Here is a 13,132-nt window from a genome sequence, read left to right as displayed (position 1 = left end):
GTCAATTTCTTATTTCATCCCAGAATGACTCCCCATCTCCCTGGTATTTACTTCCAAGAGCTTCCGCAATCGTCGCCGCCATATCTGCAAAACCTTTTCTGGTATGCAGATTCACCCCTGCTTTGATCTCTTTTCCGTATATAAGACAAGGCACATATTCTCTTGTATGATCCGTTCCGGTATATCCCGGATCACAGCCATGGTCTGCCGTAATCATCAACATATCGTCGTCCCGCATATTTGCGAGGAATTCCCCTAACTGTTCATCGAATCTCGTCAGTGCTCCTGCATATCCTGCAATATCACGCCGGTGTCCATAGATCATATCCCCATCTACTAAGTTCACATAGCAAAGTCCGTCGAACTCTTTCTTCTGTATCTCGATCGTCTTTTCCATATTCTTTTCATTTCCCTGATTCGGGTAGGTCTCCGTCACTCCCTGCCCTTCAAAGATATCATAGATCTTTCCGACACCGATCACATCTTTTCCTTCTGCTTTTAATGCATCCAACACCGTCTGTCTCGGCGGTGCAAGTGAAAAGTCATGCCGTCTGATTGTCCGTTCGTAATTTGGCCATGTTCCGATGAATGGTCTTGCGATCACTCTTCCGACTCCGAGATCTCCAGTCAGCATCTCTCTGGCAATCTTACAATATTCATATAACTGCTCTACCGGAATTATCTCCTCGTGCGCTGCAATCTGGCATACACTGTCCGCAGATGTATACACGATCAGTGCTCCTGTCTCTTCCTGCTCCCGGCCATAATCATAAATGACCTGTGTACCCGAATACGGCAGATTACACAGAATCTTTCTTCCCGTCCTTTTTGAAAATTCCTCTATGAATACTTTCGGAAATCCGTCCGGGAATTTCGGAAGCGGATCCGGCGTTACGATACCCGCCATTTCCCAGTGTCCGGTCGTCGTATCCTTTCCACATGATAATTCCTGCATTTTTGCAAAACTTCCGGTCGGATTCTCTGTACTTTTTGCATATTCCATACCATCAATCTGGTAGATTCCTATCTTTTCCATATTCGGAATATGAAGTTTCCCGCTGTCATAGCAGCTCTTCCATGTATTACTTCCGACATCACCAAACTTATCTGCATCCGGAGCTTCCCCGATGCCGGCACTGTCCAATACAATCCAGAAAATACGTTTCATAGAATCAGTCCTTTCGGTCTTTTTCTTTTATTATAAGTCTATATCATAAAGGCGTGCAAGATACAGGGATCTATAATTTGTCATTTTCCCTAATAAAATCACATTTTCAAATTATCCATTAGTAAGTAAATATATATTGTGTTTTCTATTATTAATTACTATAATCATATCATGGGTGCTACCAAAACGGTAGGCGATTAGTCCTTCAGCATCGGATACACAATTGGTAAGGATAATCATAAGACACAAAAATAGCCGCCCACAGTCTGGTAAACTAAGCGACTATTTTTTAACCTTGATCTACTGCATGTAGCTAATTGCAGCATTATCATTTTCCATCTACTTTCTAAATCACATACATCATAACCGCAACCACCGGCCCTGCAACTGCCTGGATAAATGATGGTAAATTCTTATCTTCTTTCTGTTCCAGATCATTTTCCGTAACCTGAACTCCCTGTTTCTTAGAAAGCATCGTAGATAATAAGATTGTCACAACTACTGCACAGATTGCCGGAATAAAGTTCTTCATCATAAGTGATGTAAGGTCTACTTTAAATGCCTCGGATACCGCAATCGTATTTGGATTCGGTGATATGATATTTCCGGCCTTTCCTCCTCCGATCATCGCAAGAAGCAGCGCCTCTTTGTGATATCCGGACTTCTTTCCAATCGCAAGTGCTCTTTTTTCTCCTGTATGTTATCTTTTATAAAATATAAAAATCTATTTCAGACTTTATTTCTTTTCATTTTTACCTGTTCTGCCTTATCTCCATAAACGGTATACTTGTTCCGCAGTATCCGCCAGGTTTCTCTTCGCATTTTCATTCTTCATAGCTTCTTCCAGCGTGGTAATGCCTCGTAAAACCGGGAAGAATGCGTCAATTCCATGCTCGTTACATTCTCTTGCATCCCGTTCTACCGATCCTGCAAATGCGATCACTGTCTTTCCGTATTTTTTAGCCAGCTTTGCTACTCCGATCGGTGCTTTTCCCATCGCCGTCTGTCTGTCCAGTCTTCCTTCTCCCGTAACTACCAGATCCGCATCTTTGATATATTCTTCCAGCTGTGTCTCCTCCAGTACGATCTTGATCCCGGATTCCAGCACTGCATTGGTAAATGTTAAAAATGCGAATCCCAGTCCTCCGGCAGCTCCGGTTCCGGCCTGTTTTGCATTTGCTTTCGGGAATTTTTCTTTTGCCAGTGCCGCATAATATGCCAGCCATTTGTCCATCTGCATGATCATAGATGGCGTTGCTCCTTTCTGCGGTCCGTAAACAGCACTTGCTCCCTGCTCTCCACACAGCGTATTTGTTACATCACACGCAATCCGGAACTCACATTCTTTCAGTTCTGGTATCACATAGGTATCCGTGATCGTCTCCAGTTCTTCCAGACCTCTTGCACCAAATGGTACCGGCTGTCCATTCTTGTTCATGAATCCGAATCCAAGTGCCTGCAGCATCCCGATACCTCCGTCATTCGTTGCACTGCCTCCGATTCCGATGATAAATCTTCTACAGCCTTTTCCAATCGCATCTTTGATTACTTCCCCGACACCGTAAGTCGTTGTGTAAAGTGGATTCTTCTTTTCATCCGGCACCAGTGTAATTCCCGCTGCTCCTGCCATCTCAATTACTGCCGTCTTGCTACTTTCAATGACTCCATATTCACAGACTACCGGTGTTCCAAGTGGTCCCGTCACCTGAATCTCCTGTTTCATGCCATTCATTCCGGCAACAAGCGCTTCTACCGTTCCTTCGCCTCCGTCTGCCAGCGGTCTGATCTGCACATCCACATCTGAATCTACTCTGTGTACTCCTTCTGTTACTGCAAGTCCTGCTTCCATCGAAGTCATACTTCCTTTAAACGAATCGATTGCTGTTACAATTTTCATAGTTTGCTTCCTCCTCATTTTCACAAATTTTCGTTATTTGTTTTGTGTTATTCACTGACTTTTTCCTACATCTAGGTCTTTTGGATTTATTCATACTATAACAAACTTTTCCAGTCATTTATATGTCCTTTATAACATATTTTTTTAAATTATGCTTCCATTCTGCAGGTTGCCGTGGGAAAATCCACTCCTGTTTTTCAAGTTCATCATTCTTATGAATCTGCACTTACCGCTATAAATACTCTGACAAATACATCTGAAAATTTTGCACTTTTTGATGATCTGACATTGCAGTTAATTCTGTCTTCTGTAACCGACGACACCCGGAATCATTTTCTTCAGAAGACGATCAGTGGTCTTTCTACGCAGGATCTGGACATAATAAAAGTGTATTTTTCTGAAGATATGTCACTTATCAGAACTTGTGGCAAACTGTATCTTCATAAAAATACACTTCAATATAAGTTAAACCGTATTCATAAAATAACCGGCCTTAATCCCCGGAAATTTCAGGATGCTGTACTTCTGTATCTTGCTGTGCTTCTTCGGACGAATCTATGATTCTACCTTTAATCACCGGCTCTATCGTCTGTTCCATCAGGCGATGGAGCAGATCAATACCTCCATTCTCCCTGATACGGGAATAGATCGGATGCTTAGTAACTTCTGTCGTGATGGATTCCATTCCTTCCATGATCAGAGCCTTACCGGGTGATTCATACCATTTTATTTCTATATATTCCGGTGTTATTAATTTTGATGCCGATGTATCCTTAACAAATGTCACATATAACTTCCGCCTCATCGCTTCTTCCAGATACACTATTTCCACTTTCAGAACCGGATTGTCATCCACATCAGAAGAGCGTTCTCCCTTCACCGCAACCAGATATGTTTCTCCATGAATGCTCAGTTTATTTTCTATATATTGATTCCAACCCATTTCCAGTTCTATAGACTCTTCGCCCTCCTGAAAGCAGAGGATCAGGGTCTGCTGCAATTCTTTCGTTCTCTTTTTATAGAAATTGATCTTCGATATACCATCCGTCATATTGTTGTGCATGACCTGCATAACCAGCGGAAAAAGTCCGACACTTTCCTGTTCCATCTCATAACATGTACCATCCAACAAATCTGTCAGTAAATGAATCTGTTGATTTTGTACTTTTTCTATTTCGGTCTGTCTTTCGCGGACTCTATATTTTGAGGAATTCTTCTTCCAACCGCCTTTTCCGATTATAAGGGGACTGTTATAATATTGATCATTCTTTAGTCTTTTTCCAGCCAGCCTTTCGGTCAGTTCCTGCAGCTTTGCATACGCAATTGGATTCTCCGGAAGTGTCTCTTTTGGCATCCAATCTACCGGGAAATATTTTCTTATAATATTCAGCATCACATTGTCCTGGAATAGTTCTTCATTTCCCGCATTCGTTACGATCACCATATCAACGTCCGGATAGATCAGCACATTCTGCCCAAGCATTCCATTATATTCAAAGCTTCCCGGACGTTCTTCCATCCAGAGCTGATATCCGTATCCGTAAGTACCTTCTATACTATCTACTTTTTTCATAACAGACGCCTCTGCCCAGCTTTCCGGAATGATCTGTTTTCCATTCCATTTCCCCTTATTCAGATACAGCTGTCCAAGCTTCGCCATATCCTCTGTATGCATAAAAAGTCCCCAGCCGCCTTTCGTAATTCCTCTCGGACATTTCTCCCACAGATAATCTGTAATTCCCAATGGCTCGAACAGTCTCGGCTTCAGATATTCATCCATCGGCATTCCGGTCCGTTCTGTTATGATCGCAGAAAGCACATAGGAATTCAGACTGTTGTACTGGAATTTTGTGCCTGGTTTTTCTGATATCGGTGCATTCAGATAACTTTCCAGCCAGTCATTTCCGGATACGATTCCTGATTCATTAAATGTTACGCCGCTTGTCATCGTCATCAGGTTCTCTACCGTGACCTCCGGCCGGAATATTTTCGCCCAGGTACTTCCTTTATCGTGAAAAATTTTATAAATGTTTTCTGAAAGATCCAGTTTTCCCTCATCTATCAGAAGTCCTGTTGCCATTCCGGTGATGCTCTTACACATGGAATGTGTGATATGCCAGATTCCTTTTCTGTATGGCGCAAAGTCTGCCTCACAGATCACATTTCCATGACGCAGCACCATAAAATGATGCATATCTGTATTCGGTGAATCTGCCAGTTCCTGTATCAGGTATCTCAGATGATCTGAGCCTATCCCCTGGCTTTCCGGAGTCTTTCTTGGAAATATCTGTTGCTGATTTTTCGTTTTTTCTATATCCTGATCCTGTATTACCGGTACTTTATCATGCATATGCATTCCATTTTCCGGTTCCGGACACCTTGTTTTCTGAGGTACAAAATCCACCTTGCTGATTCCTTCTGTCTTTCCCAGAATCATATTGGTTACCATCTCTATTACTGCAAGCTGCTCTTTTGCCATAAGATCACCTCATTTTCATCATGTTTTCTTACTCTTATTTCTATACACAATCCGCAATTCTACTCTGTCCGCGGTTCTATATATGATGTAGTATAGCAAAAAAACCCGGACATCTATACTTCGATATCCGGGTTTTTCCGTATTTTTATAAATTTTATCTTTTGTTTATTCTGTTGCTTCTGCGGCTTCCTCATCGGCATCATCATCCGCCTCACTGTTGTGTACATACTGCAATGTAACAACTGTAGTCTCAGGATCAGTCATGACATCTACATCTTTGTCACTTGAAAGTGTAAGATCTTTTACCTTGATAGAATCTCCGACTTTCATGTTACTTACATCAACTTCTACCTTGTCAACCAATGCTGACGGATATGCCTTGAACTGTACTTCTTCCAGTAACTGCTCCAGTACACCACCTGCATCTTTCTCATGTCCGACCAGAACGATCTCTGCTACAGAATGTACTTTTTCATTACTTACAAGTGCCTGGAAGTCTATCTCATCTACCTGACCTTTTAATGGGTTAAACTCGACATCTTTAATCAGAACATTCATCTTCTCACCTTCGATGTCCAGCATTACCTGACTACCTTTGTGGCAAGCCTTAAGTAAACGGTCAACAGCTGCTTTTTCCATCTTAACCGGAACAGACTCTTTCATCTCTCTTCCGAAGACATTACCAGTAACGTAACCTTCTCTTCTTAATTTCTTTGCTTTGATGTCCATGCTTCTTTTTTCAGCTTTTAAAGTATTCATTTATCTTTTCCTCCAAAAATCTGATGCTTAGCAGCCTTCGCTTTGCGGTTTCAACGCTACAAAGAGGTTTTGTTAAGTAGGTTTCCTTTGTTACAGTCGTATTATAACACCTACAGCAGATAAAGATTCACCAAAAAGTTGATTTTTTTGTCCAGGTTTTTATGCATAATTTATCTACGTTTTTCCAGTTCCTCCGTCATCTCACCACGGATACTGTCCAATTTATAAAAATATGTCAGAACTGCGATCAGCACACTACGAAAAATCCCTGGAATGCAGCGATCAGTCCCGCTACACTTGCATTTTTCTTATATTCAGAATAATCGATCACATCTGGCTGCATTGCAAATATGAGGAAGAAAATGCACATTGCTGCAATACCATAAATTGTCATTGTGATCAGATATCCTCTTCCTTCGTTGCCATGTCCGAAGAATTTGACCAATGGTGCTGTAATTGACATAACGATTGCTGTTCCCGCCATCGCACAGATCATTCTTGTGGATACAAGAATATCACGCTCATGAATATCCGATAGAAAAGCCCGGATATCAAAGACGTAACCTACATTTCATTAAATTACCATCTGGGCGGTGCCATCATCGTAGACGGTCAGCTTCTTACCGCTACTACAGGAAAAAGCGAAACTTTTGAACACATGACACTGGTTCCCGGAGGTCATGATTGCTACTGTGGACGTCAGGGATGTGCGGAATGCTATTGTTCCCTAAACTCGCTTCTCGGAGATTCCGATAACCTGGAAGAATTTTTTGAAAAAAAATCAGCCGGCGATACCGGCTGTATAGAAAGATGGGAGGATTATTTAAGACATCTGTCCATTCTGATCAACAACCTGCATATGGTTCTGGAGCATACCGTTATATTAGGCGGACATGTTGCTCCTTACTTTACAGATGAAGATCTCTCTAAAATCCGTCATTACGTGGCTGAGCGTTCTACCTTTGATGATGACACCAGTTACATCATTCCCGGCAATCATGCAGATATTATTTTCAGAATATTTTGTCTTTTTATTATTTTTCACATTTTTTTCAGATTACCTATTGACATTTTCACTTTCGTGCGATATTATAATATCAACAAAAGAAAAGGAGGACGGACCACCAATCAGTTAAATCTTTATTTAAAATCTAAAGAAAGAGGTACAGTCCAATGCAGAGGACAATCTAAACTGAAAAGAGTCTAATAAAGAAAAAGGAGGACAAACCACCAGGAACGTAAATTTAACATCATTAAAAAAATGATAAAAAAACAAATCGAAGAAAGAAAGAGGTATAGTCCATTGGATGAAATATCATAAAAATCCATCGTATTTAAAAAATTATTAAGTACGGTGGATTTTTTATGCTTCTGTTTATTTTTATTTCTAACTAATGTACTCGGTTACCTGATCATCTCGACCTCCTGAAATGCCTTGATAAATTGTTTCTTTCCGTAATTTGGAAATTCTACTTCTACCATCATATCGTCTTCCGATGTCACAATACCGGTTCCATATTTGGGATGTATCGCTTTTTGTTCCTGAACATTTTCTGTTTTCTCGGATTCCGTTTTTTGTTCCTGAACATTTTCTGCTTTCTGTGCTTCTGCTTTTCGGATTTCTTCTTTTGCCCTTCTCGTTAGTTCTTTAAGATTTGTCCGCTTTTCTTCATCACTGCGTATTTCTTTCCACTCAAGTAATTCCTCCGGGATCATTTTCAGATAATTACTGTAACTGCCCAATACCCCCGGTTCTCCCGGATTCGTGTAATAAGAAAGTTCCAGGTGATTTCTTGCACGCGTGATCCCTACAAAGAATAATCTCCGTTCTTCCTCTTCCTGATCAAAGCTACTGCATCTGATCGGCAGCAGTCCCGGATTTACTCCGATAATGAATACCGTATCAAATTCCAGCCCCTTCGATGCATGTAATGTCATGAGTTTTACTCTGCCGCCTGCTTCTTCCTTCTCCGCAGACTCTTGCGTATCCTCTGGACTTTCTATTGTTCCGAGTGCCATCCCATTTAGGAATTCCCGGATTCCGTCTGACATATTCAGCTTCTTTTCCCTGCTATATGTACAGATCTGATTCAGAAAATCCAATACCTGCTTTGCATCTTGCTGATAATCTGCAGAGGTAGGGTGCAGTGCTTCTTTCAATCCAAGCGAATCAAATATATCTTCTCCTGACAATACTTCTTTCTCTGTATAAAACAGCATCATATTCTTATATATATCAGATTTCTCTGTCTTGTGATTCTTTATAATGTCTTCTGCTTTCTTTTTTGTGCATTTGTCTCCGAACCTTTTATCCATCAATACCTGCATTCCCGCCTGTATATCGTCCGGATGCGTCGCAAATCTTAAGACATACATAAGCCAGTTCAATACAGGAATATCTTTCCACGACTTTTTCACCGATACTTCATATGGAATATTCTGTTCTGCAAACATCTTTTCCAGGATTTCTGCCTGTTTTTGCAGCCTGTAAAATACTGCAATATCCCTGTATTCCTTCCCTTCCTGATGAAGTGTCCAGATCTTGTCTGCCAGATACATTGCTTCCTGAAACGGATCATAATGATTCCTTATCTGAATCTTCTCCCCGCATTCATTACTGCCTTGAATCTTTCCGCCAAATTGAAGGAAACGGTTTGCCGCCTCCAGAATGGATGCATTCGATCGGTAATTAACCGGAAGTGAAAGTTCTTTTGCCTGAAACCTGTTCTTTAACAGGAAAAACATATTCTGAGTTGTCCCGCGGAAACTATAGATCACCTGATTTGGATCTCCTACTGCAAAGATTTTCGTCTCCGGTCCTTTTAATGCTTCCAGAAATTCCAGCTGTGACCGGTCACTGTCCTGTACTTCATCCACAATAATCCATTCTGGCCGAGAATTTTTCCCCATTTTCAGAAGTCTTGTCCCCTCTTCCAGCAGATCGGAAAAGCTCATTTTATTCTCTTTCTTCTTTTCCTTCTTTAAAAGAGGATATAACCGAAACAGTTCATCCTTATAGCGGCTGGTTACTTTTCCAGCCTTATAATTTGGATATTCCTGCTCCAGTCTTTTTTTCAAACGGTTTTTATACTTTACTTTCAGACTATATTCTGCAATCAGATAAAGCGCCAGTTCCTGTTCCTCGTCCGGATCTATAATTTCAAACTCCGAAGTCCATTCTTCCGGTGCCATGCTGCTATTTTCCACTGTATGAGCTATTTCTCCATTCTCTGCTTTTGTCTGTAACAGTGTATTTTTCAGCATCCGCATGGCAACACTGTGGAATGTTCCAAAAAACTGCACCTGTTCTTCCGTAAGTCCCGGTTCTTTTTTCTTCAGACGTTCAATAATCTCTCCTGCTGCCTTATTCGTAAATGTCAGCACCACCATCTTCTCAAGCGGAATCTTCTTTTCATAATGCAAATATAAAATTTTCGCGATCAGTACGGTCGTCTTCCCACTTCCTACATTGGCATTTACAATACATGCATCATTTTCATCTGTCACTGCTTCCATCTGATAGGAATTCAACCAATTCCATTCTTCCTTAAAATCCATTCCTGTCACCTAAAATTTATCTTCGTATCGTCGTTTTAACTTGCCTTCTGTCTTTTTCTTTCGCCCCATGTCCTCTTCTGTACGGACAACAATCTCCATATCCTGTGGACATACTGCGTGAAATTTTAATATGTTTTTGATACTTTTCGCATTCTCCGGTATCTTCAGCCAGTCCTCATAAAAGTAACTGTCCACGATCAATATCAGATTATGCTTCTCTATTTCTACTCGTTTTGCGGTCTTCAGAAATGCGCCGCCACTCTCTCCATTCTTAATCACTGTCTCACAGAATTCGTTCCATTTCTCCGGAAGTTTAAAGAATGAATACTGTTTGTGAACACCCGGACGCTCTTCTTCTACCTGCTTTTTTACATATTCCGGTGCTTCCAGCCTTTCCTTCAGGCTTCTAAGTCCCCATAACACCATCTTCTTACTTAATGTATAGTCTCCCACACAGGCCGGACAGCCATCCTCACAGGAACATCCCTTCACCATCTGAATCGCATGGTCGATCACCTCTGGGATCAATTCATAGATTTTCTCTGAATATCCAAGACCACCTTCATACTTATCATAAATGAATAATGACACCACTTCGTGTCCTTCTGATTCTCCGCTGCCAGAATCCATATATCCCTGCACGGTCGCATTATTAGACATTCCTGTATTGATATCATCACGTTCCGTCATCGTCACCATCATCGCCGCGTTCTTTATCGCATTTTGCAGGCCTTCGAAGTGATTATTCAATACAAGTTCTCCTGCCCCATTCGGTAACAGCAGACTTCTGTATACGCGCACCACATCCTCCGGAATATCAATCCATGTACTTTCTGTATCATAATCTTTCTGAAGCGGCTGTGTCAGTGATACATACCCAAGATTCTGATGATTATGAAATTGTAATTTCTTGAACATCGAGATCACTTCGTCTACATTAATATCTCCGAAATGTATCTTCGTTCTTTCCACTGTTTTTTCCTGAAAAGTCTGAAGGATCCGGATGTCTTCGGTTCCTGCCGGGACTGTATAATAATTTCCTTCAAACGACTTCGCTGTTGCTGTCCTGCTTACCAGATCCAGTTTCAGAACCTCATACAATGCACCGTCATGCATATAGACTGCTCCCGGATGTAATTCATGATAGGCCTGCGACTCATCCATCTCTGTAATCTCACGATTCTCATTATCCAGAATTAATTTGAATCTCGTCTTATCCATATTTCTCAGACTGTAATCCCCTGCGGGAAATGCAGGACCCGACCAGGCAAATCTCCCGGCCATACTTTTTACTTCTTCTGCTTTCATCAGAACAGGAATGATCTCACCAAGACTCGGAAACAATGCTGCATCATCCAGACTCAGTGGAAGTTCCGCCGCTGCCGCACGGATATGTGCCAATTCAATCAGCAGATTATCCGGGTCTACGATCGCATTTTCACTTTTTCCTTCAAAAAGCCACCCCGGTTCCACTGCAATGTACTGGTCAAATGGCTGATTTTCAAGAATCAGGTAATTCACACAGGTCTGTCCGTTTCTCCCTGCACGGCCACTCTGCTGCCAGAATGATGCCCGCGTCCCAGGATATCCGACGATCACCGTCGTATCCAGGCTTCCGATATCAATTCCAAGTTCCAGTGCATTAGTCGACACCAGTCCGTTCAGTTCCCCGGACATCATCTTCCGCTCAATTTCTTTTCGTTCCAGAGGTGTGTACCCGCCTCTGTATCCGGCAATTTTTCTGCTATCTGCCTGACTTAAGAAACCTGCCGCATCCAACTTGTCTCTTGCCTCTTTCAAAATAACTTCTACCGTTCGTCTGGATTTTCCAAATGCAATAAAATGCCTCTGCTCTTTTACCAGATCCGGAAGCATATCTGCCGCGACCGTAGACGCCGCATACCTTCCATAAACCTTGTCATTATGTCCTTTGATCTCCGGCGGCTGGATAATTCTATATTCCCTGACCGGTGATGGAGATCCATCCTTCTCAATCAGAGAAAATGCAGTGCCACATACTTTTTTTGCAAGTTCTACCGGATTGGCGATTGTCGCAGAACTGCATAAAAACTGGGGGCTTGAATGATAATACTGGCAGATTCTGTGCATCCGCCTGAAAATATTCGCAAGATGGGCACCAAATGCGCCCCTGTAACTGTGCAATTCATCGATCACAATATATCTCAGATTTGCAAAGATAAAGTCAAACCCATACTTACTGTGATTCGGAAGAAATGCAGAGTTCAACATTTCCGGATTCGTTAATATAATATTCGCACTCTTTCTGATGCGGCTGCGCTCTGCGGGCATCGTATCTCCGTCATAGACTCCTGCCTGAATCTTCCCTTCTCCGAAATATTCCAGTACCGGCTGCAATGAACGGTACTGATCACTCGCCAGCGCTTTCGTCGGATAGACGAAAATCGCCCTTGTGAGTGGATCTTCCAATATCTTCTGCAGGACAGGAATAAGAAATGCCAGCGTTTTTCCGCTGGCAGTCGATGTCGTGATCACTGTATTCTCTCCCCGTCCGGCCTTTTCAAACATTTCCGTCTGATGCATATAAAGAGCATTAATCCCCTGTTTTCCGAGATATTCCTTTATTTCATCATTCATAGTATCCGGAAATTCTGCATAAGAAGCTTTCCTCTCCGGCACAATGCGCATATATGCCGTCATATCTTCGATTGACATCTTTTCATCCTTCTTCATTCTTACTCCTTGTATTCAAACTTACGAATCTCACAATTCTTGATACCGAACCTTGCAAATTCATCATTCGTCATATCACAAAAATAAGACTGTATCGCTCTTGAGATCCCGTTATGTGCAACCAGAAGATATGTCTTCTGATCTGATTCTTTCTTAATATCATCGAGCAGATCATAAATTCGGTGGCAAAGCTTCAGCATCGATTCGCCGCCTTCATAAGAATTAATAAAATTAGCCTTAGCCTTCTGGAATTCCTCTCCATTTCTCGGCGTACCTTCGTATTTTCCAAAGTTTTGTTCTTTTAGGCGCATTTCTTCACGCATCGGGATCCCGGTTACCTCGGATACATGTCTGGCGGTCTCCTTTGCCCTGATCAATGGTGAATACAATATCTCATCAATCTGAATTCCCTGCTCCAGAATTGCCTGCCCCAGCTCTTCTGCCTGCTGATGGCCAAGTTCTGTCAATTCAATATCCGTTGCTCCGCAAATCTTATTCTCTACATTCCAGACTGTCTGTCCGTGTCTTGCAAAATAAAAATGTCCCATTCTGTTCCCTT

Annotated in this window: 11 protein-coding genes; 2 read left to right on the top strand and 9 right to left on the bottom strand. The window is 41.9% G+C overall.

Annotated features, from left to right (window positions below):
- Position 1: 1 nt before the first annotated feature.
- From NQ508_RS02120 to NQ508_RS02110, 3 genes are all read right to left on the bottom strand, one after another.
- Positions 2–1,168, bottom strand: coding sequence for a phosphopentomutase (locus NQ508_RS02120; RefSeq protein ID WP_006426078.1), 1,167 nt, complete (start codon positions 1,166–1,168; stop codon positions 2–4).
- Between the two features lie 346 nt (positions 1,169–1,514).
- A complete protein-coding gene (locus tag NQ508_RS02115) occupies positions 1,515–1,841 on the bottom strand; it encodes a GntT/GntP/DsdX family permease (protein ID WP_155115949.1) in 327 nt (108 codons plus the stop codon).
- Between the two features lie 93 nt (positions 1,842–1,934).
- Entirely contained in the window at positions 1,935–3,065 is a 1,131-nt protein-coding gene (locus tag NQ508_RS02110) for a glycerate kinase family protein (protein ID WP_044919309.1), read from the bottom strand.
- 405 nt (positions 3,066–3,470) lie between these two features.
- Between NQ508_RS02110 and NQ508_RS14220 the strand changes: the two genes are divergently transcribed.
- Complete coding sequence (locus NQ508_RS14220; protein ID WP_173784871.1) at positions 3,471–3,626, top strand: helix-turn-helix domain-containing protein; 156 nt, start codon at positions 3,471–3,473, stop codon at positions 3,624–3,626.
- Here NQ508_RS14220 and NQ508_RS02100 read toward each other — a convergent pair.
- The 3 genes from NQ508_RS02100 to NQ508_RS02090 form a co-directional block, all read right to left on the bottom strand.
- The gene (locus tag NQ508_RS02100) at positions 3,559–5,544 is read right to left on the bottom strand and encodes a serine hydrolase domain-containing protein (protein ID WP_006426083.1); all 1,986 of its coding nucleotides are present in this window, start codon (positions 5,542–5,544) and stop codon (positions 3,559–3,561) included. The two genes, NQ508_RS14220 and NQ508_RS02100, sit on opposite strands and share 68 nt — an antisense overlap.
- A 165-nt stretch (positions 5,545–5,709) precedes the next feature.
- Positions 5,710–6,303: a 50S ribosomal protein L25 gene (locus tag NQ508_RS02095; RefSeq protein ID WP_006426084.1), complete on the bottom strand. Its 594-nt coding sequence runs from the start codon at positions 6,301–6,303 to the stop codon at positions 5,710–5,712.
- A 247-nt stretch (positions 6,304–6,550) separates the two neighbouring features.
- Positions 6,551–6,787 carry a hypothetical protein gene (locus NQ508_RS02090; RefSeq protein ID WP_242654643.1) on the bottom strand — a complete coding sequence of 79 codons (237 nt, stop codon included), beginning with the start codon at positions 6,785–6,787 and terminating at the stop codon, positions 6,551–6,553.
- A gap of 66 nt (positions 6,788–6,853) precedes the next feature.
- Between NQ508_RS02090 and NQ508_RS14360 the strand changes: the two genes are divergently transcribed.
- A complete protein-coding gene (locus NQ508_RS14360; RefSeq protein WP_080543111.1) occupies positions 6,854–7,510 on the top strand; it encodes an ROK family protein in 657 nt (218 codons plus the stop codon).
- Positions 7,511–7,707: 197 nt separating this feature from the next.
- On the opposite strand, the gene NQ508_RS02085 is transcribed toward NQ508_RS14360, so the two are convergent.
- From NQ508_RS02085 to NQ508_RS02075, 3 genes are read right to left on the bottom strand one after another with little or no spacing between them, the layout of a single operon-like run.
- Positions 7,708–9,861 (bottom strand): ATP-dependent helicase, encoded by a 2,154-nt coding sequence (locus tag NQ508_RS02085; RefSeq protein ID WP_006426088.1) that lies wholly within the window; start codon positions 9,859–9,861, stop codon positions 7,708–7,710.
- Between the two features lie 9 nt (positions 9,862–9,870).
- Entirely contained in the window at positions 9,871–12,573 is a 2,703-nt protein-coding gene (locus NQ508_RS02080; protein WP_006426089.1) for a DEAD/DEAH box helicase, read from the bottom strand.
- A 2-nt stretch (positions 12,574–12,575) separates the two neighbouring features.
- A complete protein-coding gene (locus NQ508_RS02075) occupies positions 12,576–13,121 on the bottom strand; it encodes a histidine phosphatase family protein (protein ID WP_006426090.1) in 546 nt (181 codons plus the stop codon).
- Positions 13,122–13,132: the final 11 nt, after the last annotated feature.

This window comes from Dorea longicatena, assembly GCF_025150085.1.
GTDB lineage: Bacteria > Bacillota > Clostridia > Lachnospirales > Lachnospiraceae > Dorea_A > Dorea_A longicatena.
This window is presented reverse-complemented; position numbering and strand designations above follow the sequence as displayed.

Bases quoted from the DNA above. Each gene is read 5' to 3' on its own strand.
- NQ508_RS02100 (WP_006426083.1), bottom strand. From the start codon at position 5,544: ATGGCAAAAGAGCAGCTTGCAGTAATAGAGATGGTAACCAATATGATT.
- NQ508_RS02095 (WP_006426084.1), bottom strand. From the start codon at position 6,303: ATGAATACTTTAAAAGCTGAAAAAAGAAGCATGGACATCAAAGCAAAG.
- NQ508_RS14220 (WP_173784871.1), top strand. From the start codon at position 3,471: ATGTCACTTATCAGAACTTGTGGCAAACTGTATCTTCATAAAAATACA.
- NQ508_RS02075 (WP_006426090.1), bottom strand. From the start codon at position 13,121: ATGGGACATTTTTATTTTGCAAGACACGGACAGACAGTCTGGAATGTA.
- NQ508_RS02085 (WP_006426088.1), bottom strand. From the start codon at position 9,861: ATGGATTTTAAGGAAGAATGGAATTGGTTGAATTCCTATCAGATGGAA.
- NQ508_RS02110 (WP_044919309.1), bottom strand. From the start codon at position 3,065: ATGAAAATTGTAACAGCAATCGATTCGTTTAAAGGAAGTATGACTTCG.
- NQ508_RS02120 (WP_006426078.1), bottom strand. From the start codon at position 1,168: ATGAAACGTATTTTCTGGATTGTATTGGACAGTGCCGGCATCGGGGAA.
- NQ508_RS02080 (WP_006426089.1), bottom strand. From the start codon at position 12,573: ATGAAGAAGGATGAAAAGATGTCAATCGAAGATATGACGGCATATATG.
- NQ508_RS02090 (WP_242654643.1), bottom strand. From the start codon at position 6,787: ATGGCGGGAACAGCAATCGTTATGTCAATTACAGCACCATTGGTCAAA.